Genomic DNA, 19,909 nt, shown 5'->3' with positions numbered 1-19,909 from the left:
GGCTAGGGGCTAGGGGCTAGGGGCTAGGGGCTAGGGGCTAGGGGAAGAAGGAGAGGGAAAAGGGAAGAGGGAAAAGATTTATTCTCCCGCTCCCCCACTCCCCCACTCCCCCACTCTCCCCTAGCCCCTATCCCCTATCCTTTATGCCCTTCCGGCTGGGTGGAATTTGCTCGATCGCAATCAGGGATTCCATAATTGATTTGACCATTGGTGCTGCAACGGTAGAACCAAAGACTCTGCCTTTCGGTTCGTCTACTACAGCTACAACTACATAACGAGGAGAGTCAACCGACAAGATGCCCACAAAACTCGTGATTTTGGCGTTGGCGGAGTAACCACCAGTAGAACTGGCTTTTTGGGCTGTACCTGTTTTGCCAGCGATGCGATATCCGGGAATTTGTGCGGTTTTTCCTGTCCCCTTGCTGACTACGGTTTCCATCATTTCCAAGACCGTCTGGCTAGTCTTGGGTGAAAAGATCGGTCGCGGTGCTGGGAGTGTCGGTTGCCAGTGCATTTGTCCCTTGGAGTCAAATAGACCCCGAACGACATGGGGACTGACCAGCTTACCACCGTTGGCGATCGCACCGTGAAGTTGGGCCAGTTGGAGGGGAGTGATGGAAAATCCCTGACCGAAAGAGGCGGTGGCAGGTTCAATGGCCGAAGAGGTAAATTCTTCTTGACTTTTTAACTGACTGGATGTTTCAAAAGGCAGGTCTGTTTCCACTGCTTGCCCCAGTCCCAGGCGTTCCAGCCAGCCGTAGTAAACGCTTGGCTTCAGTTGCTGCATCATCTGCACCATACCGACGTTGCTGGAAACTTGCAAAATCTGAGCGATCGTCAGTCGTCCCTGACCGCCTCCCTCAGCGTTTTTAATCGGCCAGCCCCCTACTCGAATCAGGCCGTTGTCTACAAAGGTACTGTCGGGTGCGATCGCTCCAGTTTCTAGGGCAATCGCCACATTGAGCGGTTTGAAAGTCGAGCCCGGTTCGTAAAGGTCTGTCAGCGCCCAATTCTTAAACAGTTCTACATTATATTTGGAGTAATGGTTTGGATCGTAGGAAGGTTCGGAAACCATTGCCAGTAAGGCACCATCCCGCGCATCCATAACGATCGCCGTACCTCGCTTGGCCTGGAATTGTGCAATTTTTTCTTTGAGGGCAGAACGGGTAGCGCGTTGGAGTCGGCTATCTACAGTCAGTTGCAGTCGCAGATCGTCTGTATTCATTACTCCGATTGGCGCGTAGTCGGGCATGATCGCACCATTTCCAGTCCGACTCAGCCTGACGGCTTTGATGGAACGTTCTAACAGATTTTGTTGGCTGCGTTCTATACCTGCTTGACCGATGTGATCCATATCCACGTAGCCCACAATGTCTGCGGCAAGTTCCTGCTGCGGGTAGAGGCGCGAGTAATGGGGCAATAACTCTAGGCCATCCACTCGCAAGGCGACGATGCGATCGGCTACTTCTTCCAATAAGGAATTTTCAAGGCGAATCCCACTTTCTGTTTTGTTGAATAGTTTTTCCAGATCTTCGGCAGAACGACCTAACAGAGGGGAAAGTTTTGTGGCCACTTCTTGTTTGGAAGTTTTAAATAGCTTGGGGTGCGCGTACAAAGTGTAAGCTGGGCGATCGATTGCCAGAATGTTGTTATTGCGGTCAACTATGGGACGTCGAGGCACATACGGACGTAAGGTAACAGCTTGTTGCTGCTTTGCTCTGCCTTCCAGTACAGGCCCGCGAACAACTTGCAGCCGATACAAATTCCAGGCTAAGCTCAATCCACTCACAATTAAAACGATCCACACTACTATAATTCTGTGCAACGGTGCTTGTTGTGGCTGAGATTTGGGATTGTGCGATCGCCGATCGGTTTCTGAGTATGCTGAAATCTTGCCTGTTTTGTTTGCGCCAAACTTGCGTTCCCAAGCAGAGATATTTTGCTGGCGGAGTTTGGCGATGGGAGCTACTAAATTAGCCCCAACCTGTGCTTGTTGCTTGTCTGAGCTTTTGCGTCGCCCAGGGGGCTGTTTGAGCTTGGATTGTGGGTTTCTGCTGCGACGCCTACCAGCATAACGAGAAGAGGGAGGCTCGGGTGAAGCCATATCAAAACCTGTACAAAAATGGCGATAACAATTGTTGGTGAATTATTGCTGAATGCTTCCCAGTTAGATTGAGTTCTTTTCAATTGATAGCGCAAACACTGCGGGATGGAGATTGGCTTGCATTTTCTGCCAGACTTCCACTCTCTTTAGTACCCTACTGGTGTTGGAGTTAGCTGAGGATGGGAAACTGAGGGGGCGGGCGTTTTTTCTGTAGGAACCGATCGCTGTGGTGATGGTACGAGAAACAAATTATTTTCTGGAGTTGGGGAAACCAAACCTGTATCGGGGTTTTCTGCGCCCTCGGCAAGTTTATTTTTTAACACTTCACCCGCCGCCGTCAGTTGACGTTCTTTTCGCTCCAATATTTCCAGTTTGCGGTATTCTCGGCTCCAGAGTTGCTGGGAATATACTGTCCCGCCGTAAACGAAGAGCGCCGCACCTGCCAGGAAAAAAGTTACGACTGTCGAGCTGCGTTGCAGCCAAATGGCAGCATTTAACCAAGCTGGTATAGATTCATACTGAGGCTTAATTTTGACAGTTTTATCGTTAATTGAGTGCGATCCCGGCTCGCGGACTGGGCGCGAGCGCTTTGTCGCTGCCTGCTCTAGCTTCAGCTTAGCTTGTTTGTCTCCCATTTGTCGTAATGAGCTTTGGGATCTGCTGCCGACCGCCTTTTTTTGAGCTTCGATTTCAGTAACAACCGATCTTCTGAATGGTAGCCTTTTGGCAGAAAACACAGATTTAGGGGCGATCGACATATGCTGTACCAATCTGATATACATTCCCATTTCCACATATTTTTTCGGGATTGGGATTTTGAACTGAGTAGAGATCTGATTGTAATAGCCATCTTTGCCCTTAAACAATCTTCTCACCTCAGTTTGAAGATCCGAATGGAAATAATCTTACGTATCCTGTCGAGATCCGAGAGTTAGTCTTTGTCAAATCTGGACAAAATGACTTCTTTAAGAGATAATCCACATTTTTTGCAGTATCATGTCAAAAGTGGTAGCTTTGCTTCCCAAACAAAAATTGGGTTGTATTTGCACGCTAGCTTAGTAAATAAAGTATTGTTATCATCATCTAGTTACGAATTGTGACGCAATCGTTAACAGAGGAGTGTATGAACAAGAAAATCGTTAGTTTGTTTCTCGGACTCGGCTTGGCGGCTACGTTGGGAGCCTGTCAAGGCGGTGGCGAAAATACCACCAGTCCATCTCCCGCCTCTCCCCCAGCAGCTTCTCCGCCTGCCAAACCACCAGCCCCACCGGCAGCTACTCCGGCTAAACCGCCTGCAACTCCTGCTCCTACTAAATCGCCCTAAGCTGGTTTTCGCTACTCTGACGATCGGCTGGCATAAGTCCGACTACTGAGCAAAGTAATCAACCTTAGCAAAAAGTTATCAGAGGATAAGGGGTTAATCACCCCACCTGATTCTACTGAATCCAGGTGGGGCTTGTTTGTAAGTTACCAGCGCTGGTATTAAACCAATACACAGGCAGTATCGCAAGAGGATCTAATGAATAGAATTTTTCCCTATATCGGAAAACTGCTGTTTTTCTACTCCTCTAGTGCGGTGCTGCTTGCTTTATCTGCGCCCATACTAGCCTTACCACCGCCAGAGGATACACCGGAAGAAGTTTTGCGGACAGAAATTATTACAGGAGCGCGATCGCCGATCGATGGTAAACCTGTAAGTGCCGCTGAGTACGCTCAGTTAAGCGCAAGCTTGCGAGAACCACAATTTCAAAGACCTCAAGTCGATCCGGAAGTGCAGCATTTAATCTTTTTGCTGCGTTTAAGTTATCCGCTCCGCAAACTTTTCCCATTTTTGCATTTTTAGCAATCATTAGCCTTTGGGGATAGATCTCTACTCGTACTGGAAAAGCCTAGTTTGAGGGACTGGGCATTAGATATCTGCAAAAATTCTGGTGGGGTAGCCATCCTGCCTGCTTTTAAGATTATTTTGGCGGAAATGTCTATTGGCAATACCCGATCGCACAAGCATTTGGGCCGCCAATAGGCAAGCGCGATCGCCATAAATACCGGAGGCCCACAATAGCGCTGGCGCAATATTGTTGTGGGTAATTCAGGCGCTCCTCTAGCAGAAGATGTAAATACATGAAAAAATGTATAAAAATATAAAGTGCTTTTGCAACTCTGTCCTGTCTCAACAAGTCAGTAAGTTCCTCTTAGGTAGGTAGCCTCATGTCCATGACCATTGCTCCTGAGCAGATTGACCGGATTGTTTGGAATCAGCATCAAGACCCGTTTGAAGTGTTGGGTCCCCATTCTGTAGAGCAAAATGGCAAAACTGTTTGGGTAGTGCGAACCTACCTTCCCAATGCTGACGCTGTGTGGGTAGTTCTGCCAGAGGAACGCAAACAATACCCGATGCAAGCGGTGCATAATCCTCATTTTTTTGAATGCACCATAGATATACCGGAATTAGCGAACTATCAACTGCGGATTAAAGAAGGAGAACACGAGCGGGTCACCTACGATCCCTATGCCTTCCGCTCTCCGTTGCTGACTGACTTTGACATTCATTTATTTGGGGAAGGAAATCACCATCGGATCTACGAGAAGTTAGGGGCGCACCTAACAGAGGTGGAAGGCGTTAAAGGTGTGTATTTCGCAGTTTGGGCTCCCAATGCGCGTAATGTTTCTGTTTTGGGGGATTTCAACTGGTGGGATGGTCGCAAACACCAGATGCGAAAACTGGTCAATGGCGTTTGGGAACTGTTTATTCCGGGATTGGAAGTGGGAGTCCACTATAAGTTTGAAATCAAAAACTATGCGGGTCATATTTACGAAAAAAGCGACCCCTACGGTTTCCAGCAGGAAGCGCGACCTAAAACTGCTTCGATTGTCACAGATTTAAATACCTACACCTGGCACGATAGCGATTGGATGGAAAAGCGCCGTCAGACTGACCCCCTGAGCAAACCGGTGGCTGTCTACGAATGCCATTTGGGTTCCTGGTTGCACGCTGCTGCTGATGAACCGGCTAAGTTGCCAAATGGGGAAACTGAGCCGGTGGTAGTTGTCTCGGAACTCAGACCGGGGGCTCGTTTTCTTACTTATCGGGAGTTGGCGGCAAAGTTGATTCCCTACGTTAAGGAACTGGGATTCACGCATATTGAATTATTGCCGATCGCAGAGCATCCTTTTGATGGCTCTTGGGGATATCAGGTGACGGGGTTCTACGCGCCGACATCTCGTTACGGTACGCCCCAAGATTTCATGTATTTTGTTGACAAATGTCACGAAAACGGTATTGGGGTGATCCTGGATTGGGTACCCGGTCACTTCCCCAAAGACGGTCACGGTTTGGCATTCTTCGATGGCACCCACCTCTACGAACACGCCGACCCCCGCAAGGGCGAACACAAACAGTGGGGCACTTTGGTGTTCAACTACGGTCGCAATGAGGTGCGTAATTTCCTAGTAGCCAACGCCCTGTTCTGGTTTGACAAGTACCATATTGATGGGGTACGGGTAGATGCGGTGGCTTCTATGCTCTACCTCAACTATTTGCGCCCGGATGGGGAATGGGTGGCGAACCAGTACGGCGGTTGCGAACACATTGAGGCGGCTGATTTTCTGCGCCAGACAAATCATGTCATTTTTAGCTACTTCCCCGGTATTCTTTCGATCGCAGAAGAGTCAACTTCTTGGCCGATGGTGTCTTGGCCTACCTATGTGGGGGGCTTGGGCTTTAACCTGAAGTGGAATATGGGCTGGATGCACGATATGCTGGATTATTTCCACATGGACCCGTGGTTCCGCCAGTTTCACCAAAACAACATTACCTTTAGTATTTGGTATCACCACAGCGAGAATTATATGCTGGCGCTGTCTCACGATGAGGTGGTACACGGCAAGAGTCCGTTGATCGGTAAGATGCCGGGAGACAGGTGGCAGAAGTTCGCCAATGTGCGAGCTTTGTTGACTTATATGTATACTCACCCCGGCAAGAAGACTCTGTTTATGAGTATGGAGTTCGGTCAGTGGAGTGAGTGGAATGTGTGGGGAGATTTGGAGTGGCATTTGTTCCAGTTTGAGGCGCACCAACAGCTGGTGAAGTTTATGACTGAACTGAACCACTTGTATCAAAACGAACCTGCGCTGTATAGTTGGGATTTCGGTGATGGTGGGTTTGAGTGGATTGATTGCAGCGATAATCGCCACAGTGTAGTTTCCTTCCTACGTCGGGATAAGGAAGACCCCAGTAATTTTGTGGTGACGGTGTGTAATTTTACACCTCAGCCCCACAGCCATTATCGGGTGGGCGTGCCTGTACCGGGATTTTACAAGGAACTGTTTAATAGCGATGCCGGTCACTACGGTGGTAGCAATATGGGGAATTTAGGCGGTAAGTGGACTGATGAGTGGACTTACCACAATCATTACCATTCGCTGGATCTGTGTTTGCCACCGCTAGGGGTGCTGATTTTGAAGCTGGATAAGGAGAAGACGGCTCAAGCACTGAAAGCGGCCAATCTGGAATTTGAGGAAGAGTTGGAGGAGTAGGGCGTCGGGCGTCGGGCATCGGGCGTCGGGAAAGAGCGGGAGAGTGGGGGAGTGGGGGAGTGGGAGAGCGGGAGAATTAATATTTTCCCTCTTCCCCAGCCCTTAATCTCGCAAACAGTTACGATCGCTATCTGTGCGTAACGCTCCCAACAATGTGGAGACCCAAACGCAGCGCTTGGGAGCGTTGGTAGAATTATTTTGACCGCGAGTAATAAAGGTGATTCTGCCTAACTGTCCGTTAACGTGTCCTTTGTACTGGAACTGTACTCGATGAATGCCATTGCTTGTGTACAATGTTGTGTTGGATGGGTCGATCGCAATGTTGTCAGCATCTTCGCCCAGCAAGTTGTTCCAAGGTAAACTATCTGTGGGTAGGTTTTCTGGATGTACAGACCATTGCACTCGATCGCTGTGAGTCCGGAAGCTGGTTTGCCAAACTCGCTTCTCTCTTTTACTGTTGATTTGCGCTTCGCGCATGGCACTCAAAGCTTCAGCTTGAGCTGCGTTGAGGCGCTGGCGATTCAAAAATGCTAGCCAACTGGGGGCCGCGATCGCTGCTAAAATCCCAATCACTGCAATAACTACAAGCATCTCGACCAGGGTAAACCCCTTATCGAAACTTGAGGAAGTATATTTCATTTTATAAACACAAAAGATGCACTTAATTCAATTTTCTGACTTAAGCTAGCTATCCGGCAACCATATTTTTATATTCGATTTCCCTATGAGCGACTGGGTATAACTTGCCGATCTAATAGACCACTTTAGAGGCAATCATTATTATTACCTGCACGCATAGCTCCCAGTACGGTATCAACAAAAACACAACGCCTCGAACCATCTGCTTGATTGCGAGGCTTAAACGTGATTTTTACTCCATTGCTTCCCAAAGCTGCCCGATCGTCATCATGAACCAAACCTTTGTACTGAAATCTCATCCTGTAGTAGCCAGCAGGTGCTGCTGGTAGAGTTGTATTAGCGGTATCAATGGTAATTTTATCGCTATCTTCCCCAGTCATATTGTTCCAAGGGTTAGCTTGAGTGCTAGCACAATTAAAATCAGAAATTTCATTCGGAACAGAATGAACAGACCATTGCACCCTATTTATGCCATCGGTATCAGGGTAATCGCGAAAGCAGACTTGCCAAACTCGCTTTTCTCTCTGGGCATTTGCTTGGGCTTCCCGCAATACGCTAAAAGCTTCGGCTTGAGCGGTATTTACTCGTTGTCTAGTTAAAAATCCCAGCCAACTGGGGGCAGCTATTGCTGCCAAAATTCCTACAATCGCTATAACGACGAGCATTTCTATTAAAGTGAAACCAGCTATTGCTTGTTTTGAGATAGGCTTCATTTTTTTTCCTCAATAAAGCAGGATATGTAAAGGAATTACTTAAGATATTTATTGGGCAGGTTTTTTATCAATAACTCCACGGGCTACTGCTTGGGTTTTGATCGCTAGAAGTGGTGCTACTTTAATTCCTCCTTTACCAGTGGGATTACCTCTGAGGAATAAAACGATGTCTTGATTAGAAACATCCCCGCTCAGATTACTAGCACTTCTCACACAAGCCATAAAGCTGGGGTTAGTGAATCCATTGGGGTTATTTTGTGGAGGAATAGCTTTATATATGGGGGTTCCGTCAGAGTTAGTTTCTGTTGGGCATTGAGAAGGAGCAACTGTTAAATTGTCTCGTGGGTCTGCACCAGGAGAAGTGCGATCGGGATAATCAAGAAAATCGACTAATACCGCTGTTGAGCTTGTATTTATATTCCCGCTAGATATTTTGACTCCGCTACTATCAAACGGCCAAGAAGCGAAGCTAACGCTATTTTCTGTAGGGTCTGTATATCCGTCCGATTTTGTCAAATTACTATCTGGTTTGTTTTGTGGGTACTTATACAATTGGTATCGCATAATTCGCGAAATACCTTTCCATCTATTACTATTATCGGGGTTATCATCGCTGTTTCTTACTTGAAGGTAAACTACCAAACTATAAGCACGTCGCCGAATTTTTAGTTGGTCGCACTCTTGTCTTTTAGGATTAACAGGATCGGCATTTGCAGACCCAAAATTATCGCAATTTAAGCTATTAAGAGAAGTGTCATTAATCTGCTCTGGTTTCCAAAAAACTAAAATTGGTTCGTATTTAGTATTAAACGGTAGATTAGCTCTTAAGGAAGTTATACCAACACCCCCAATAGTCCTTGCATTATTAATCTGTTCGTTCGTGTAGACATAAGCTGCCTCTCTCAGATCGTTTACTATAAAATCCATCGCCATTTGCATTTCTCTCTGAGTTTCCGATCTACCATATTCTCGACGCTCTGACTGCAATAGATCGGTGATCATATCTATCAACGCTAGAATGACAAAAGTGGATATCACGATCGCTACCAAAAGTTCCAATATGGTAAATCCCGCTTTTTTCCCTTTTTTAGCTTTAAATAGTGTTCGTTTTAGCAGAGACTTAATTATTTTTGTAGACATTGTTTTTGCTCGCTATTCAATCAATTCAAGATTGCCAAATAAAAAAGAAAATGCTTACTGATTTTCCAAAAATGTCTTGTAACTGCTTTGAGAGTCAGGGGTATCGCTTTTTACAACGCTTGTGTATATGATTGCTAAAGGTAGCTTTTTCTGAGCCCCAAGTGCTGTGCTAAGTTTCAAACTAGCAGCTTTCTCAGGCGGATCTTGCAGATCGCCAAAGTTCATTGTATCGAAATAAGCATATACTCTTACACCCATATTAAAAGCAACAGTTCTGCCTGATTGTTGAATTCCCTCACTGCGATAACTTTGCATTAAAAAGTCTGGTTTCCCATCGTTGTTGATATCAATTCTTAAAGCTGTTGTGGCATTTATTGAGTCAGGACTGTCGTTAAATGCTGAGGGTTTTGACTGGCGACGAAAATCACGATCGGAAATACCTGCTTTGGGCGGTAAACAAGCGGTTTTGCTAGTTCCTGCTGGGCAAGTCTCATAATCATAATAGCTGCCCTGTTCTACTATGCGTCTGACTCTATCTATCTCTGCTTGAGCTAATTGTAAGGCTTGTTCGGCTCTTCGGTTTTGCACGCGAGTACCTACTGCTAGAAAGATTGGCGGTGTAAACGATGAAATAACCACAGCAACCACAGTAATTGCTACCAAGCATTCCAGCAAGGTTACTCCTTGCGATGATTTTCTTGGCTGGAGGAGTTTGATTATTTCTAATTGCAGCCTGCCACTTTTTCTTGGTTGAATTGAGTGTGTTCTTCCTAACATTGTTTTAGCCTCCGTTATGACAATATTTGTGATATTTAAGGGAGAATGGGTATTTTTTGATTGCCTCTTATCCCATTCTCCTTCATCTACCTGTACTATTACGGGCATTCTGTGCGAGATGCTAGATCTATATCAGGTAGTCTGTTGTTTAACGCACGGCGTAACTTACAAATGTAGGGGTCGCTTACTTCTAGATCTCGGTAGAACTCGCTGCGGGGGCTAGCAGATTGGATGAAGCGTTGTGCTAGAGGGCCTGCCGGTGCATATTGCAATCCTACATCATAACCCCAGCGGCGGTTGGGTCGGTTGTAGTAGAAGTTCCATTCTTCACTTCTTGGTTCGTTAGCGCCATCTGCACCATCTGGTTCCCAATCGTCTTGGTCGTATGGCCCTGTAGCATAGGTACTGAAGCTTAACTGAACAAAGGAACCAGAAATATTCAGGTCTCTGTCGAACCAATCTTCGATCATACGGGGGAAGTTGTGCAAACCACCATAACTCTGTTTGTTTTGAGAAGGAAGAATACCGCTGACTATGGTGGCGTTGACCTGGGTGTTGCTGGCTTTGTCGAGGACATTGGAAGTACCGTAAGCATAGCCGAATTGGCGATAGCTAGCTTTGTATTCCTGGGGCGTAGTACAAGGCTGACCAGTAATAGGCGCAGGGGCACTATTAGGACAAAAGAATGGGTAGCCGTTTCTCGATAATTTGATAGGAAGACTGGTATTACTTACCGTCCCATCTTCCCGAATCCAACCGCGTTCTGGATTAACGTTGTCACCATTAGGGCCGTTGAAACCTCGGTAAGAATTTTTCTTAGAGGTATCATTTTTGATGCCGTCCTCTACGCTTCCTGCATCGAAATTATCTGAAAGAATCGCGATCGCATCAGCTGCGATTTCAGCGGGTCGCCAAGTATCCTTATTCGGGCGGGCAAAACGATCGTCTAATTGCTGTCTATTGTAGAACTGATTCCAATTGGGATCGTTTTTGAGCAGAATATCCTTGAACTCTTCTAAGTCATTGGAATTTCCGTCAGTGCTGTGGAAATTGAAATTGCCTTGAATATAAACCGGGTTATCGGAAACAAACGCGATTCCATATCCTTGGTCGCCCGTATCTCGCTTCAAAACTTGCCCGTTTCGCAAACGGAAACCATAAGGGCGACGGTCTGGGTCTGCGTAAAAATCTACTGGTTTGGGTGATATTTTCAGGGAAGTTAAGGCTGGATCTTTTGGATCGTTGGGGTTTGTAGCGTTTGTTCTGGGGTGACCGGTATCGTTGGGATTTGTGTAAGCGCCATTGGAAGGTCTGGAAATGGCATCTTCTCGCACGGCATCTTCTCGGAAAGCATAAACAACACCGTGATTTGCTGGTAACCAGGTATCGCCGTTAAATGTAACGCTTTTGAGTTGCTTTAAATCTATGTCTAAAACTCGCACGTTCATCATTTCTCTGCCATCGAAGAGGGCGTTATCGATGATAGAAACCCATCTTTGATTACCATTAGGATCGATTACGGCGAAATCATCTTTGCTCGGTACAGTACTTGGTACGATGCTGTTAGTTGTCGGTAAACACCAACCAGTGTCGCCGCAGCCTGTAGCGAAGTTGATACCTTTTGGCCGCAGTGCCATTAAATTTATTTCTGCTGGGCTGAAGCCTACATACCCTGCTGGAGGATTGGGAATAGATCTGTCTGTAGTTTTTTTGATGTACTCTTCAGAACTATTAACAGAAGTATTAACTGTTTGCCGATCGCTATGAGTGGCTACTGGGAAAATGTAGAAGAGGGAAGGATATTTAGGCTGAGTGGGGCAGAGGCTTACGGCTAGACGGATAAATTTCTTTTCCTTTTCTACATCCGTTCCCCAGGAATTAGGATTTCCCATACCAAACCAGTTATTTCCAGACCCATCACCGGAATCGCTAAGGTCACAACCTACATAGACAAATTTTTTCTGAGTAGCTGTGTCTGTAGTAACGTCATTTCCGTATTCGACACCAGCATATTTAAATTTGGGTGTCGTACTACCAGTAGGAGGGTTAACAGCGTGCAACTTCACTTCATAACGGAACTCTGCTCCTGATGGTGCTGTTGGTGAGGTTGCAGAAGGCGACGGAGCAAAACCTAAAAGACGATCGCGAGCTATTTGCTCTTTTTGATAAACGAACTGAGCGATTTTTTTCTGAGTTGTGTCGGTAACTTTATCGATATAAGCATCAGGTGTTGAACCTGGAGAAGTGCTGGCATTATCAAGAGTTTTCAGCGCAGTATTCAGATTCTCTAAATCTGCTGCGTTGTAGGTGTAACCCTGAAAATAGCTGATGTTGTTTGCCAACATTCCCAAAGTTCCAGCAGCTGTGTGGATGTAAGATTTATCTGCAATGCTGAGATTGTCGTAACCTACACTGTCTAAATTAGAAAGGGCGCGATTTAGGTTCGAGAAATTACCCCACATCGTCAAGTAAGGATGAGGGTAAACGCGATCCTGCTTGGTAGGTGGGAAAGCTCCATCTTTTTCCCCAGCAAAATATGCCAGGTTCCTTAAAGCTTTTCCTAAAGGCTGTCCGGCAGAAAGCTGACCTTTAAAGGTATTTTCATCCTCACCACCACCTGCTACTACTTCGTATTCCCATCCATCGGTTCCTCTGCCGTTGAAGAAATCGCTGTACAAAATTGCCGACGTACCGTCAGGATAGCTGTAGACACTCGAATTGAGATTGAACTTCTTACTGTTGCCAATAGTTCCAGTAGTGTTACTTCCCGTTCCCGGATGAGCGGTAGTTGCTACAAACGCAATGGGAAAGTACCCACTATTTCCTGATTTGTAGTGGTAAACTGCTGTTGCTTGAACCGCTGCTAAATTATCTCTAAGTGTGCGTCTTTGCTGCTCTTCATGTTTGATTGGGTTTTGATTGGGTGGATACAGTGGATCGGCTTCATTAGGCTCGTTACGGTTTCCATTTGCATTTAAGTCTGAATTAACCCAACCATAGGTATTACCCAATTGCAGCCTTTCTCCCACAATTATCCGCAATCCTTCTGCCCTAGCTCTGCGTTCCCAATAACCATCTAAACCCAGTTCTTTGAATTCTTGGTCTTGTGGGGGAACGACATCCTTGATCAGCTTTGTTTCGGAACTCGGTATTGCCAGACCGTTCTCAGTAATATCCGTTTTATCGTATCTCGGTTTAGGGCCATAGCGATTGTCAGCTCGATAAGTATCGTCTACGTATGGTGTCGCTTCTGTTTTGTTATAAATTCTTTTTCTGGTTTGGAAATAGCCTATAGTACCTGGCCCTGCGTTTGAGTCCCAACCAGCATCTCTAGCTAGTTTATTATCTGGAGGGGTTCCAGTCCGCGCTTTGGAAATATCTTGAGTAAAAAGAGCTACAGGATCGAGGGATATATCGACAGGTTTTTTGTCATCCTTTACCGAATCTTTCCCACTATCCATTTCCACACCATTAGTACTATTAGGTGAGTTATCTGAGTTAACGACGTGAAAAATAGCTTTACTATCGTATGAGTTGGTAGATAATCTACCTACACCTATTTGTCCTAAATAAGCATTTGGTTGCCTGGGTGGGTCAGCGTTCAATGTCGCGATAGTTATTTCGGAAGCATCCTTGGTATAAAAACAAGACTTTTGAGCGCTAATTAAGAAGCTCCGGAATTTACTAGAGCCATCGTTGCTCCCGACAAATATATTACCGGCGCTGTACATCGCTCCGTTCCAGTTGAAGGCGCTACCTGGAAATACCTCCAAGTCATAGCGGAACCAAGCACCCCATTTGTTACCTTTGTCTAGCTGCCTATCTTGCTGAAATTCCAGAGTGGTAACTGTTCTTTTTAAACCCGGTTTATTGGAAATAACAATAGCATCGACCTGGAAAGTTTTGCGGAGAACTGCACTGCCAGCAGGATACCAATGATTTGGATTAATTGAAGTTGGGCTTGTCGAACTGGAGGTTCCCGAACCAGAACCCGTCAGTAAATTGCTGCATACTGGATCGCTAATATTAATCGTATTCAACGGGCCATTACGTACAACCAAAGCAGATGCTTTGTTGGCATCCGAACTGCTTTCTAATGTGATATTGCCGCTCTGATTTCTTGTATTAAGTAAAATAGAGTAAACAACTATTTCCTTAATTCCATCACCATCTACATCAGTTTGGTAAGCCCAAGCTGGGTCTACCTGACCGTCTCCATCAAGGTCTAACCGACCGTTCACCCCCCGAATATCATCTTCATCGGGAAATAGGTATGGATCGGGGTTTGCTGTTGAGATGAGTTGATAATTAGGGTTTAAGCCGTTAGTTAATAAGCTCATCAGAAATTCATTTGATGGCGGGCCACTAGGCAAGCGCGTATCTTTTAAGAACAAATACTCTAGTTTTGCTTTTGCCCGTTCGATGGCAGGAGTGGCAGCATTATAAATCACCTGCTGTTCCCGTTCTCCCATCACCTGATTGGTGCGGCTACCAGTACGAAACAGAATAGCGGCAACCACCAAAGCTACAACTAATAAAAGTACGGTTACAGTCGGTAACACAAAACCAGCTTTAGCCGTAGCGTGACTCCGCTTTCCATAACCTTTATGCAACAAATTACGTACCAGCCAGCGGCTCAATTTTCTGCTAGCACTTCTCGACAGCTGCCAAAACTGTTTGAATACGCTGTAGATGAATTTTTGAATGGCTCTGGTTTGTTTGCGTTTTAACATGGCTGCTTTCCTGTATGAGAGAGGCTATTTCCAGCAGGCTCAAAAAGAGAGAATCGATCCAAAAGTGTAAGGTAAGAGAAATTAAAAAGCTCTATTGTGACTTGACAGAAAATTTAAAAATTTTGTGGCTAACCTATGTGCTAACACTGCAAATCTGAGCATCAACCGAGAAAATACGCTCTTGCAAAACACAAAGGAAATTTAAAAACGATCTGTAATTTGACGGAGAAACGGGCAATTGCTCGGTATAAGTGTATAAGGCGCAGTTGTGTCCTTGTCCACAAGGATTGGTATCCGCTTGGGTAACTACACTTTGCTTTGAGCATATTCCGCACATCTTCAAGAAAAATTTATCGATACAAGTCAGTTAAGGACTAAACTTATAGTACCCACGAGATTCAGTAAACCGATCACTCCACGGAAAGATAAGCCTTCTGGTGTATGAGGGAGTGGGGGAGCGGGGGAGTGGGAGAATAGCTGGTAGGTTGGGTTTCGTTCCTCAACCCAACTTTTTAGTCTAGTTTTGCTTTACTCAGTCCAACCTATAAATCGATCGACTCAAAATAGGGCGATCGCTCTTGACAAAATTGCAGTTTTATAATAATAAATGAGGTGCGTGAGCGCTTAAGCGCTCACGCACCCTACGAAAGCTTGCAGCAAGAAATCGATTAAAACTTATTAAGGTCAATCCCAGCTTCTTTTGCCATTGCTGACAAACCCTTGCGTTCGAGGGTCTTAATCGCTTTTGTAGAAAGCCGCAGTCTCACCCAGCGTTTGCCTTCGGCCCACCAAACTCTTTTCCACTGCAAGTTAGCTTCTTGCAGCTTCTTGGTGCGGATGTGAGAGTGAGAAATGGCATAGGCATTGTTAGCCTTTTTGCCTGTTAGTTGGCATACACGGGACATAGATTTTCTCCAGATTTAACTTTTTTGAGCGCAATCTTCCATTATAGGGGTTAGGGGTTAGGGGTTAGGGGCTAGGGAAGAGAGAGGGAAAAGGGAAGAGGGAAGAGGGGAGAGGGAGCGGGAGAGTGGGGGAGCGGGAGAGTGGGGGAGCGAGATAATTAATCTTTTCCCTCTTTTATCTTCCCCTTTCCCCTAACCCCTAATCCCGACGCCCTTTTTTTTGACTTTTGACTTTTGACTTTTGACTTTCCCGTTCAACTGGCGGCGCGTTCGGTGAGACGAGTGAGGACTTGATTCGATCGCTCCAAGAAAGCCTTCATTTTTTCAGCGTCGAATGCTTTGTGTGCCATTAAAGCCAAATCGTAGACGTGATGGCAAATCATGTTAGCCAGTTCGCCGCTGGGTGATGTACCTTCAGTTTGGACGATACCGCCTTGACTGAGATTGACGAGATTGTGGATCAAGGGGTGAGAGGTATTCACCACCAAAGTATGTTCTTCAGGGAATTGCACAGCTTGCTGCTGCAACAAAGCATTCATCTCCCGCAGACGGCGCAGAAATTCCGGTAGCAGTACCATTGCCGGCGGAGTGCCTTGGGGGTCGTCGGATTTAAGCGCCTCCGTGCGGATGGTAACTTTCTCCTTGTTGAGCGCCTTCTCGAATAGCTCTTTAATCAGTTCGCTGCGAGTTTTGTTGGTTTTGGGGTCAACAATTTCGGCGGCTTTGTCTTTTTCGAGGAGGTTTTCATCCAGTTCGGAGTCTACGCGAGAGAACTTGACATCTTTATATTCCCGTTCCAAGAAAGAGATGAAGTGGCTGTCGATGAAGGAGTCCATAAACAGGACTTCCAAACCTTGTTTTTTGTGTAATTCTACGTATGTTGCCTGCGTTACTGGATCGGAGCAGTAGAATACGCGGTTTTCGTGACGTTTTTGGTTGCGTTCTAGGTATTCTTTGAGGGTGGTGTATTCCGAATTTGGATTTGGGATTTGGGATTTGGGATTTTCTTGTTCTTGAGCGGCTGGGGTAACATCTTGCCAAGCATCGCCTTCTTGTGTTTGCACTTGTACGGTAGCAGGCGGGGATGCTTGCTCTCCTGCTTCGGTAGCAGGCGGGGACGGCTGCTCTACTGCTAACGTGGTGCGATAGATAATGATATCTTCGACTTGCTTTTTGAACTTTTCGTCATTCATGCAGCCGAATTTGACGAAGGTGCCCAGGTCTTGCCAAGAGCTGATATATTCGGAGCGGTTATCGCGGTAGAGTTCGTTGAGTCGATCGCCTACTTTCTTAGCAACGAAGTCTGCTATTTTACGAACGGTGCGATCCATCTGCAAGGCGCTGCGGGAGACGTTGAGGGGAATATCCGGACTGTCGATGACGCCGCGCATCGGTAGCAGGAATTTGGGAATAATTTCTTCGCAGTGGTCGCTGACAAATACTTGATTGCAGAACAGTTTAATATTGCCCTGCGTTACGTCTACTTCTGGTTTGAGTTTGGGAAAATAGAGAATACCGTTGAGTAAGAAGGGGTAATCGGTGTTTAAGTGTACCCACAACAGCGGTTCTTCTTGGAAGGGATAGAGGTAGCGGTAAAATTCTAAATAATCCTCTTTTTTCAGGCTTCTGGGGGATTCCCGCCACAGTGCCTTTTGTTTGTTGATCTGCTCGCCTTCAAGTTCGATCGGCACTGGCATAAAATCGCAGTAGGTCTTCACCAATTGCCGAATGCGGGAAGGTTCGACGTATTCGACTTCTTCTTCTTGTAAAAAGAGGGTAATGGTAGTGCCGCGATCGGTACGGGGCGAATCTTCTAGAGTAAAGTTTGGGGAACCGTCGCACGACCAGTGTACTGCCTGTGCCCCTTCTTTGTAGGAAAGCGTATCGATTTCGACTTTTTGGGCCACCATGAAGGAGGAATAGAAACCCAAGCCGAAGTGACCGATAATCTGTTGGTCGCCACTGCTTCTATACTTTTGGATAAATTCTTCGGCGCTGGAGAAGGCAACTTGATTGATATATTTCTTAACTTCCTCAGCGGTCATACCGATGCCATTATCGGTGATGGAGAGCGTCTTTTTGTCCTTATCGATGGAGATTTTAATTTTCGGTTCCCCGACTTCGCCTGTAACTTCACCTGCGTGGGACACCATTTTCAGTTTTTGGATGGCATCCACGCCGTTGGAGATTAGTTCCCGCAAGAAAACCTCGTGACCGGAGTAGAGGGATTTTTTGATGATGGGGAAAATATTCTCGGTATGGATAGTGATAGTGCCTTGTTCCAGCATGGTCATAAGTTGAGTTAGGTTGCTTATACTATATCCAGGATAGATTGTGACTTTAGCGTCCCGAACGCCATATGTCTGTTGACTTCACCGTCGCCATCCCAACTTATAATGGCGAGAAGCGTTTACCGGAAGTTCTAGAGAGACTGAGAGAGTGCATTGCACACGCTGAGCGATCGCAGTCCATACAAAACTTCCGCTGGGAAATTATTGTAGTAGATAACAACAGCAAAGACAACACAGCCAAACTTGTGAGAGATTATCAAGTTAGCTGGCCTTTAGATTATCCTTTAAAGTATTGCTTTGAAGGTCAGCAGGGAGCTGGATTTGCTCGCAAAAGGGCTATTGAGGAAGCACAAGCAGAACTGATTGGCTTCCTGGATGATGACAATTTACCTGCATCGAATTGGGTAGAAGCTGCCTGTACCTTTGGTCTAGCACATCCTCAAGCTGGTGCATACGGTAGTCAAATTCACGGACTATTTGAAATACCCCCCCCGGAAAACCTTAAGCCGCTACTGCCTTATTTAGCGATCGTAGAACGCGGTTCGGAACCACTGCTATACAAACGCAGTAAAAAGTTACTGCCTCCCTCTGCGGGATTGGTCGTGCGTAAGCAAGCTTGGCTAGAAAGCGTCCCCAGTCAGTTAATTTTAACAGGTAGAGTTGATAGCAATATGCTGACTGGTGAAGACTTGGAAATGTTGTCTTATATCCAAAATCGTGGCTGGGAAATTTGGTACAATCCCGCTATGGAAATCGAACACAAAATTCCCCATTGGCGTTTGCAAAAACAATACTTAATTCCTTTTTTTCGAGGAATTGGACTTAGCCGTTACGTTACTCGGATGCTGAGTGTGGTATCTTGGCAAAGACCATTGGCTTTTGTGGGATACATGGCAAACGATTTACGCAAAATAATTTTGCATTTGCTTAAGTACAGGAATAGAATAAAGTCAGATTTGGTGGCTGCTTGTCAAATGGAACTACTTTTAAGCAGTTTTTTAAGTTTTTTTTATCTCTGGAACAATGGATATTTAAGTAACAAAAATAAAGAGTGACAAGCAAGTATATTGTAGTCCGAAAATATGAATTATTACAAAATGTTTTTAGACTTTACTGTCGTTATTCCTACCTATAATGGGGCAAGCCGTTTGCCAAAACTTCTGGATAGGCTGCTAGTGCAAAATAATAGCGATCGACTTTCCTGGGAAGTGATTATCGTTGATAATAACAGCACCGACGATACGGCAAAAGTTGTCCGAAACTATCAAGCTAATTGGCCTCAAGCCTATCCTCTCAGGTATTATCTTGAAAAAGAACAAGGATCTGCCTACGCAAGGTTAAGGGGGGTCAAGGAAGCTAAAGCTGAATTAATTGGTTTTCTTGATGATGATAATCTGCCAGATCCTGACTGGGTAGCAACAGCTTACTCATTTAGCAAAGAACATCCAAAAGCTGGTGCCTGGAGCGGTCAAACCCACGGTGATTTTGAAATTCCCCCTCCCGAAAATTTTAGAAGAATACAAGCTTTTTTGGCAATCAGAGAATATGGCCCAAAACCAAAGCTCTTCGCTCCAGAAAATTTAAGCCTCCCCACAGCTGCGGCTTTGGTAGTTCGCAAACAAGCATGGAATGAGAGCGTTCCCACTCGTCCTACGTTAAGAGGTAGATTAGGGGGTTCGATGTTGGGGGGAGAAGACTACGAAGCATTGCTGTATATGCACAAAGTAGGTTGGGAAATTTGGTATAATCCTGAAATGCACACTTATCATCAGATACCGCGATCGCGATTGGAAAGAAATTACTTACTTTCTCTCTCTCGTGGCTGTGGGTTAGCTACTTGCCATTTGCGTCTGATTAACGCTAAAAATTGGCAGAAACCGATTGCGATCGCGAAAACTTTACTGGGAAACTTGCGCCGCATGGCATTACACTTAATCAAGTATCGAGGAGAGTTGAAAAATGATGCGATCGCTGCCTGTGAAATGGAATTTTTCATAGGTAGTTTTCTCAGTCCTTTTTATTTATTGAAAATCAATATACAAAAATAATTTTTGATGAAATGCTTGACAAG

Annotated in this window: 15 protein-coding genes; 5 read left to right on the top strand and 10 right to left on the bottom strand. The window is 45.7% G+C overall.

Annotated elements, in window-relative coordinates; genetic code table 11:
* Positions 1-127: 127 nt before the first annotated feature.
* Complete coding sequence (locus H6G03_RS26595; protein ID WP_190471118.1) at positions 128-2,104, bottom strand: peptidoglycan D,D-transpeptidase FtsI family protein; 1,977 nt, start codon at positions 2,102-2,104, stop codon at positions 128-130.
* Positions 2,105-2,250: 146 nt separating this feature from the next.
* Positions 2,251-2,970 (bottom strand): hypothetical protein, encoded by a 720-nt coding sequence (locus H6G03_RS37415; RefSeq protein ID WP_199317882.1) that lies wholly within the window; start codon positions 2,968-2,970, stop codon positions 2,251-2,253.
* Between the two features lie 257 nt (positions 2,971-3,227).
* Here H6G03_RS37415 and H6G03_RS26585 point away from each other — a divergent pair, with 257 nt between their 5' ends.
* Positions 3,228-3,428 carry a hypothetical protein gene (locus H6G03_RS26585; protein ID WP_190471116.1) on the top strand — a complete coding sequence of 67 codons (201 nt, stop codon included), beginning with the start codon at positions 3,228-3,230 and terminating at the stop codon, positions 3,426-3,428.
* A gap of 195 nt (positions 3,429-3,623) precedes the next feature.
* Entirely contained in the window at positions 3,624-3,947 is a 324-nt protein-coding gene (locus H6G03_RS26580) for a hypothetical protein (RefSeq protein WP_190471112.1), read from the top strand.
* Between the two features lie 136 nt (positions 3,948-4,083).
* Here the strand turns inward: H6G03_RS26580 and H6G03_RS26575 are convergent, their stop codons facing one another.
* Positions 4,084-4,227, bottom strand: coding sequence for a hypothetical protein (locus tag H6G03_RS26575; protein WP_190471109.1), 144 nt, complete (start codon positions 4,225-4,227; stop codon positions 4,084-4,086).
* Positions 4,228-4,312: 85 nt separating this feature from the next.
* Between H6G03_RS26575 and glgB the strand changes: the two genes are divergently transcribed.
* Positions 4,313-6,640 carry a 1,4-alpha-glucan branching enzyme gene (gene glgB / locus H6G03_RS26570; protein WP_190471106.1) on the top strand — a complete coding sequence of 776 codons (2,328 nt, stop codon included), beginning with the start codon at positions 4,313-4,315 and terminating at the stop codon, positions 6,638-6,640.
* A 102-nt stretch (positions 6,641-6,742) separates the two neighbouring features.
* Here the strand turns inward: glgB and H6G03_RS39160 are convergent, their stop codons facing one another.
* The 7 genes from H6G03_RS39160 to htpG form a co-directional block, all read right to left on the bottom strand.
* Positions 6,743-7,279: a type II secretion system protein gene (locus tag H6G03_RS39160; protein ID WP_190471105.1), complete on the bottom strand. Its 537-nt coding sequence runs from the start codon at positions 7,277-7,279 to the stop codon at positions 6,743-6,745.
* A gap of 125 nt (positions 7,280-7,404) precedes the next feature.
* Positions 7,405-7,992, bottom strand: coding sequence for a pilus assembly FimT family protein (locus H6G03_RS39155; protein WP_199315498.1), 588 nt, complete (start codon positions 7,990-7,992; stop codon positions 7,405-7,407).
* Positions 7,993-8,040: 48 nt separating this feature from the next.
* Complete coding sequence (locus H6G03_RS26555) at positions 8,041-9,132, bottom strand: PilW family protein (RefSeq protein WP_190471104.1); 1,092 nt, start codon at positions 9,130-9,132, stop codon at positions 8,041-8,043.
* A gap of 54 nt (positions 9,133-9,186) precedes the next feature.
* Positions 9,187-9,909, bottom strand: coding sequence for a prepilin-type N-terminal cleavage/methylation domain-containing protein (locus H6G03_RS26550; protein ID WP_190471101.1), 723 nt, complete (start codon positions 9,907-9,909; stop codon positions 9,187-9,189).
* A 98-nt stretch (positions 9,910-10,007) separates the two neighbouring features.
* Positions 10,008-14,642: a hormogonium polysaccharide biosynthesis protein HpsA gene (gene hpsA, locus H6G03_RS26545; RefSeq protein WP_190471100.1), complete on the bottom strand. Its 4,635-nt coding sequence runs from the start codon at positions 14,640-14,642 to the stop codon at positions 10,008-10,010.
* 668 nt (positions 14,643-15,310) lie between these two features.
* Positions 15,311-15,547, bottom strand: a complete 237-nt coding sequence (gene rpmB / locus H6G03_RS26540) for a 50S ribosomal protein L28 (protein WP_190471098.1) — start codon at positions 15,545-15,547, stop codon at positions 15,311-15,313.
* A 254-nt stretch (positions 15,548-15,801) separates the two neighbouring features.
* Complete coding sequence (gene htpG, locus H6G03_RS26535; RefSeq protein ID WP_190471123.1) at positions 15,802-17,835, bottom strand: molecular chaperone HtpG; 2,034 nt, start codon at positions 17,833-17,835, stop codon at positions 15,802-15,804.
* 71 nt (positions 17,836-17,906) lie between these two features.
* On the opposite strand from htpG, the gene hpsE (H6G03_RS26530) reads away from it, so the two are divergent.
* Complete coding sequence (gene hpsE / locus H6G03_RS26530) at positions 17,907-18,893, top strand: hormogonium polysaccharide biosynthesis glycosyltransferase HpsE (RefSeq protein ID WP_190471096.1); 987 nt, start codon at positions 17,907-17,909, stop codon at positions 18,891-18,893.
* A 42-nt stretch (positions 18,894-18,935) separates the two neighbouring features.
* A complete protein-coding gene (gene hpsE, locus H6G03_RS26525; RefSeq protein ID WP_190471121.1) occupies positions 18,936-19,886 on the top strand; it encodes a hormogonium polysaccharide biosynthesis glycosyltransferase HpsE in 951 nt (316 codons plus the stop codon).
* Positions 19,887-19,909 lie beyond the last annotated feature (23 nt).

It is taken from the genome of Aerosakkonema funiforme FACHB-1375 (assembly GCF_014696265.1).
GTDB classification, from domain to species: domain Bacteria; phylum Cyanobacteriota; class Cyanobacteriia; order Cyanobacteriales; family Aerosakkonemataceae; genus Aerosakkonema; species Aerosakkonema funiforme_A.
This window is presented reverse-complemented; position numbering and strand designations above follow the sequence as displayed.